Origin of the sequence: Endozoicomonas sp. ALC013 (assembly GCF_049310205.1) — a bacterium.
In the GTDB taxonomy this organism is placed as follows: Bacteria; Pseudomonadota; Gammaproteobacteria; order Pseudomonadales; family Endozoicomonadaceae; genus Endozoicomonas.
In genome coordinates this window covers 1-6,057 of the sequence record NZ_JBLYNS010000211.1, presented here as the reverse complement: position 1 = coordinate 6,057, position 6,057 = coordinate 1, and the positions used below count along the sequence as shown (strand labels likewise).

Genomic DNA, 6,057 nt, shown 5'->3' with positions numbered 1-6,057 from the left:
GGTCAGTCCGGCCATGGCGGCTGCGGCGGCCATTGCGGGCCATTTTGTCGATGTCCGTCATCAGACATCCGTAGTGTAAGGGGAGAATCATGCAGGCTTTTACCGTTCATCAGGGTTTAGTGGCTCCCCTGGATCGTGCCAATGTGGATACGGACATGATCATCCCCAAGCAGTTTCTCAAGTCCATCAAACGCACCGGCTTTGGTGTCAATCTGTTTGATGAACTCCGCTATCAGGACGAAGGTTATCCTGGACAGGATTGCACCAAACGTCCACTGAATCCGGAGTTTGTCCTGAATCAGCCCCGTTACCAGGGCGTGTCCATCCTGCTGGCCAGGCAGAATTTTGGCTGTGGTTCCAGCCGGGAACACGCCCCCTGGGCCCTGGATGATTTTGGTTTCCGCTGTGTGATCGCGCCAAGCTTTGCGGATATCTTTTACAACAACTGCTTTAAAAACGGCATTCTCCCCATCACCCTGTCGGATGAGGAGGTAGAGCAGCTGTTCAAGGAAGTGGAAGCGAATGAGGGGTATCAGCTGACGGTGGATCTCCAGCGCGAAGTGGTGGTTAAGCCTGATGGCGCAGAGTTGCCATTCAGCATTGATGCATTTCGTCGTCACTGCCTGGTCAACGGTCTGGATGATATTGGCCTGACCTTGCAGGATGCGGATCAGATCCGCAATTTCGAACAGCGTTATAAAGCAGATAACCCCTGGCTGTTCGCCAGTAAAAATAATTAAAGGCGGAGCTTTTCATGAGCAAGCAGATGTTATGTCTTCCAGGTGATGGCATCGGCCCTGAGATTATGGCTGAGGCCCTGAAAGTACTGGATGCGGCCAAACTGCGTTTTGGGCTCGATATTGAAGTCAGTCATGGTCTGGTGGGAGGGGCTGCCATTGATCAATATGGTGTTCCGCTGAGTGATGAAACCCTGGCGCTGGCCAGGAACGCCGATGCGATCCTGTTCGGTTCGGTAGGTGGTCCGAAGTGGGATGATCAACCCATGGCGAACCGTCCTGAAAAAGGGCTGTTGCAACTTCGCGCTGAACTGGACCTTTTTGCCAACCTTCGTCCGGCCATACTTTTTCCGCAACTGGCCGAAGCTTCCAGTTTGAAGCCAGAGCTGGTGGCTGGTCTGGATATTCTTATTGTGCGGGAGCTGACCGGTGGCATCTATTTTGGTGAGCCCCGTGGCGTCCGAACCCTGGAAAATGGCGAACGGGAAGGTTATAACACCTATGTCTATCGGGAGTCTGAAATCCGTCGTATCGCCAGGGTGGCTTTTGAGGCAGCCCGAAAGCGGGGTGGACGACTCTGTTCGGTGGACAAGTCCAACGTGCTTGAAGTGACCGGTCTCTGGCGGGAAGTGGTTATTGCCGAGTCTGCCGGTTACAGCGATGTTGAGCTGAGCCATATGTACGTTGATAATGCCGCCATGCAGCTGGTTCGGGCTCCGAAACAGTTTGATGTGATGGTGACCGGTAATATGTTCGGCGACATCCTCAGCGACTGTGCGGCAATGTTGACCGGCTCGATTGGTATGTTGCCATCAGCCTCCCTGAACGAAAAGAACCAGGGAATGTATGAGCCGGTGCATGGTTCGGCACCGGATATCGCCGGGGAGAACAAGGCGAACCCTCTGGCGCAGATTTTGTCCCTGGCGATGTTGCTTCGCTATTCGTTGGCCGAAGCTGTCGCTGCGGATGCCATTGAAAAAGCAGTCAGCGATGTTCTGGATAAAGGCTATCGTACCTGGGATATCGCCTCTGAAGGTTGTCAGTTGGTGGGCACCGCTGCAATGGGTGATGCGGTTGTTGACTGTTTGTTAAATGCATAACAAATATATAATGTTGGCGGCTTCTGTTGTCTGATTTGAGCAGGGGCCGTTTTTTCGGGGGAGCGCAGTATGAAAAAAGTAGGTTTTGTTGGCTGGCGAGGCATGGTGGGCTCCGTATTAATGGAGCGTATGCAGGAAGAAAACGACTTTGCCCGTTTACAGGGCAAGGGTGTCGAGCCGGTCTTCTTCACCACCTCGCAACTGGGTCAGCCCGGACCCGATGTTGGTGTGCCTGTGGGCGACCTTCAGAATGCCCATGATATAGACGCGCTCAGAGAAATGGACGTTATTATTTCCTGCCAGGGTGGCGATTATACCGGCAAAGTCTTCCGGCCATTGCGTGACAGTGGCTGGCAGGGATACTGGATTGATGCCGCTTCCTCCCTGCGGATGAACGACGATGCTGTGATTATTCTTGATCCCGTCAACCGTGCTGTGATTGACCGTGCGCTGAATGACGGTGTTAAAAATTTTATCGGTGGTAACTGCACCGTTTCCCTGATGTTGATGGCCATCGGCGGGCTCTTTCAGCACAATGCCGTGGAGTGGGTCAGTGCCATGACCTATCAGGCAGCCAGTGGTGCCGGTGCCAGAAACATGCGTGAGCTGATCAGCCAGATGGGCTCTATCCAGGGCAATGTTGCTGCCGAGCTGGCTGACCCGGCCAGTGCCATTCTGGATATTGATCGTAAGACCTCTTCCTTATTAAGAAGTGCTGATCTTCCGCAAAGTGAGTTTGGTGTGCCACTGGCAGGCAGCCTGATTCCTTACATTGATAAAGAGCTGGAGAATGGCCAGAGCCGCGAAGAGTGGAAGGCTCAGTCCGAGACCAACAAGATTCTCGGGCACCAGGCTTCACCGGTTCCTGTGGATGGTATCTGTGTTCGCATTGGAGCCATGCGCTGTCACAGTCAGGCATTGACCATCAAGCTGCGTAACGATATCCCCATGGCGGATATTGAGGCGATGATTGCCGGTGCCAATGACTGGGTGTCCGTGGTTCCAAACCACCGGGAAGAGACCATGCATCAGTTGACACCCGCAGCGGTCACCGGCCGTCTGGATATTCCGGTGGGCCGTCTGCGCAAATTGAATATGGGACCTGACTATCTGACGGCATTTACTGTGGGTGATCAGCTGTTGTGGGGAGCGGCAGAGCCACTGCGTCGTATGTTGACCATATTGCTCTGAGTGTCTGCTTCTGTATTGAAATAGCGTTCTATAGACAACAGAGGTTTCATACTAGTACATGGTTTCAATGAGTTTGACGTGTTCGATCTCCGTTCACCCTGAGCGGAGTCGAAGGGTGCTTGGCACGATCTATCAGAGTCCGGAGTTTCCGCCTTTAGGCCCTATGGGTCCTTCGACAGGCTCAGGACGAACGGAGTGCTGAGGCACGACAACCCATCAAACTCATTGAAACCATGTACTAAAAGACATGAAGCATTCCCGTTACTTCGTGTCTTACTGCCTATGTATAAATAACAAATAATCAGAAAAAATGAATTATGTTAACGGAACAACAGCTAACAGACTTTGCCAGCAACTTTGTCAAAGTTATTCCCCACTGCCTGCATTTGAATATGTCATTGGTCAAATCGGATCGTAACGGCATTGAGCTGGAAATGCCCTACGACAACCGACTGATAGGGAACCCGGAAACCGGCGTTATTCACTCTGGTGCCATTACCACCCTGATGGACTCCTGTTGCGGCATTTCCGTGTACACCCGTATGGAGCAGCTGGAAGCCTGCCCGACACTGGATCTGCGTATTGACCATATGACCACCGCTCAGCCCGGTAAGCCGGTCCGGGCATTTGCCGAGGCTTATCATATAACCCGTTCCATGGTCTTTACCCGCGGTTTTGCCTACCAGGAACACCGTGATCATCCCATTGCCCATGCCGTAGGCACCTTTATGCGAATAGGACAACACTCTATGAAGGCAGTGCAGGAGCATATGCAATGAAGGGCCAGATCGAACAACCGCCCGGGGACATTTCAAACTTTCCAGGGGAACGGCCTGAAACTGCTTGCCTGATATCTACGCCCTGTATAAAGTCGATGGTTTTTTATCATTTATGTGGTGCTGGCTGACACAAGGTCAACGATGCCCATACTTTCTCTGGCTTGCGGGGCCTTTTATCCATGAACCGAACATACAATATTGCTATTTACGCTGCCGACACACTGGCCGGTGAAACTCTGGTTCGGCAACTGGAAGAATCACTGTTTGATGGTAAGCCGCTACCGGTAATGAGCCTTTATCCGCTCGTGGAGTCTGCACAGGCTTCAGGTTCCGTTGAGTTTCATGGCGAAACACTGGAATTTATTCCCGCTGATGAAGCCGACTTTTCCGCCACTGATTTTCTGGTGATGCCCGCCGGGTGTCACCGAAATGCCCAGTTGATGACCCGGGCAGTTGAGAGTGGCTGTGTTATTATTGATGCGGCAAAGGGGGCTGCATCTCAGGGCTATACCGTGCCGGTGATGGTTGACTTGAACAGGCATTTTATCGAAGAGGCGATAGATAACCGTTACTTTGCCGTACCCGGATCTGCTGTTGCCTGCTTACTTCCTCTGCTGCAAAAGCTGCACCAGCGGTTTACTCTCAGCCGTATCAATCTGGTGGTTATGCAGCCGGTGGCGGCCCTTGGTAAAAAGGGTGTCGATGCCCTGCGTAAGCAAACCATTGAGCTGCTGAATGGCAAGCCGACAGAGCATGGTGATTTTTCCGCTCGCCTGGCCTACAACCTGATTCCGGAAGTTGATGCCGAAGAGGGTGAGAAAATCGGCAATGAAGCCAATATGCGCAATGAGCTGCTGGTGGCTTTGGGAGAGGAGTTGGACATCCGTGTGACCTGCATCACAGCCCCGGTATTTTTCGGTGACAGTTATGTTGTTGATCTGGATACTGTCCAACCGGTTGATTTTCAGGAAATACAGTCTTTACTATCAGAACTCCCTGAAATAGTAGCGGCTGATTGCCCTGGTATGCCTACCCTTGAAGACGCTGCGGGAAGCGATCAGCTGCATATTGGCAAACTCCGGCAGCAATCAGATTATGCAACCGACTTGAGTTTCTGGATGGTGGCCGATAGCTTCAAGAGAAGTGCTGTTCATGCTGTTGAATTGATTAGGTTATTGATAAAAGACTTTGCTAAGTGATAACTTAGTTTAACTGCTTGGGGTTCCTCGCTGTATCGAGAAAGGGGGGCTGCTTTCTTTACAGCTGAAGGCAGAAGGGGCTCAAACAGTCTACGCATAAAACAAGGATTCATGATGAAACTGCAAAAACTTGTCGTAGTGATGTCAGCGCTGGCAGGGGGAATCGCTGCAATGAATTCCCATGCGCTGGGTCTGGGGGAGGTTAAGCTGTATTCAGCTTTGAATCAGCCCCTGGTGGCTGAGATAGAGTTAATGCAGGTCAATGATCTCACTCGCAACGAGATCCTCTCTAACCTGGCCAGCAAAACAGACTTTGAGCGGGCCGGTGTTGAACGTCCTTTCATTTTGAATAATCTGCGGTTTACCACCAAAGTTGGCCCTGATGGCAAAGGTTTGATCAAGGTTACCAGTGACAGCCCGGTCCATGAGCCTTATCTAAATTTCCTGGTGGAGGTGCACTGGCCAAGTGGTCGCCTGTTGAAGGAATATACGCTTCTTCTTGATCCTCCGGCCTTCAATGGTCAAACGTCAGCCCCTGTTGTCAAGCCATCCATTCCGCCCCATTATGGGTCTAACCCTGTGTGGGACCAGCCGCTCAGGGCCAATGGTAACCGGATAAACCGCAACTATGCGCCGTCACAGGAAACTGTTGAATATCGTGACTCCATTCAGCGGCAACCGGTCCAGCGGGTCTCTTCCCGTCGCGATGATGTCTCTTCAGATTTGAGCAGCAGCGCACCCGGGACTTACCGGGTGAACAGAAATGACAGCCTCTGGGAAATCGCTGAGAAAGTGCGCCCCGACTCCGAAGTGTCGGTACAGCAAACCATGCTGGCGATTCAGCGTGGCAACCCACAGGCATTTATTGATAACAATATTAATCGCCTCAAGAGCGGGCAGGTCCTGCGGATTCCGGGTCGTAATGAGATGACCAGTCTGACGGTCCGTGAAGCCGTTGCCGATGTATCCAGGCAGAATCGTGAGTGGCGGGGGCGCAGCCAGGTTGCGCAACTGGATGCTACCAGGCGAACGTCATCCGTCGTCTCGGATT

6 protein-coding genes are annotated in these 6,057 nt (G+C 52.3%); all 6 read left to right on the top strand.

Annotated features, from left to right (window positions below):
* Nucleotides 1-89: 89 nt before the first annotated feature.
* Complete coding sequence (gene leuD / locus ACO6V1_RS21975) at nt 90-740, top strand: 3-isopropylmalate dehydratase small subunit (protein ID WP_422468572.1); 651 nt, start codon at nt 90-92, stop codon at nt 738-740.
* Nucleotides 741-754: 14 nt separating this feature from the next.
* Nucleotides 755-1,837: a 3-isopropylmalate dehydrogenase gene (leuB, locus tag ACO6V1_RS21970; protein ID WP_422468570.1), complete on the top strand. Its 1,083-nt coding sequence runs from the start codon at nt 755-757 to the stop codon at nt 1,835-1,837.
* Nucleotides 1,838-1,906: 69 nt separating this feature from the next.
* On the top strand, nt 1,907-3,028 hold the full coding sequence (asd, locus tag ACO6V1_RS21965) for an aspartate-semialdehyde dehydrogenase (protein ID WP_422468568.1): 1,122 nt from the start codon (nt 1,907-1,909) through the stop codon (nt 3,026-3,028).
* A 317-nt stretch (nt 3,029-3,345) separates the two neighbouring features.
* The gene (locus ACO6V1_RS21960; RefSeq protein ID WP_422445705.1) at nt 3,346-3,807 is read left to right on the top strand and encodes a PaaI family thioesterase; all 462 of its coding nucleotides are present in this window, start codon (nt 3,346-3,348) and stop codon (nt 3,805-3,807) included.
* 179 nt (nt 3,808-3,986) lie between these two features.
* Nucleotides 3,987-5,006, top strand: coding sequence for an Asd/ArgC dimerization domain-containing protein (locus ACO6V1_RS21955; protein WP_422468566.1), 1,020 nt, complete (start codon nt 3,987-3,989; stop codon nt 5,004-5,006).
* Nucleotides 5,007-5,117: 111 nt separating this feature from the next.
* A partial coding sequence (locus ACO6V1_RS21950) for a type IV pilus assembly protein FimV (protein ID WP_422468563.1) occupies nt 5,118-6,057 on the top strand: 940 nt, incomplete at its 3' end.

What these genes read in the sequence shown, in the direction of transcription:
- leuD (WP_422468572.1), top strand. Translation starts at nt 90, where the DNA reads ATGCAGGCTTTTACCGTTCATCAGGGTTTAGTGGCTCCCCTGGATCGT.
- leuB (WP_422468570.1), top strand. Translation starts at nt 755, where the DNA reads ATGAGCAAGCAGATGTTATGTCTTCCAGGTGATGGCATCGGCCCTGAG.
- asd (WP_422468568.1), top strand. Translation starts at nt 1,907, where the DNA reads ATGAAAAAAGTAGGTTTTGTTGGCTGGCGAGGCATGGTGGGCTCCGTA.
- ACO6V1_RS21960 (WP_422445705.1), top strand. Translation starts at nt 3,346, where the DNA reads ATGTTAACGGAACAACAGCTAACAGACTTTGCCAGCAACTTTGTCAAA.
- ACO6V1_RS21955 (WP_422468566.1), top strand. Translation starts at nt 3,987, where the DNA reads ATGAACCGAACATACAATATTGCTATTTACGCTGCCGACACACTGGCC.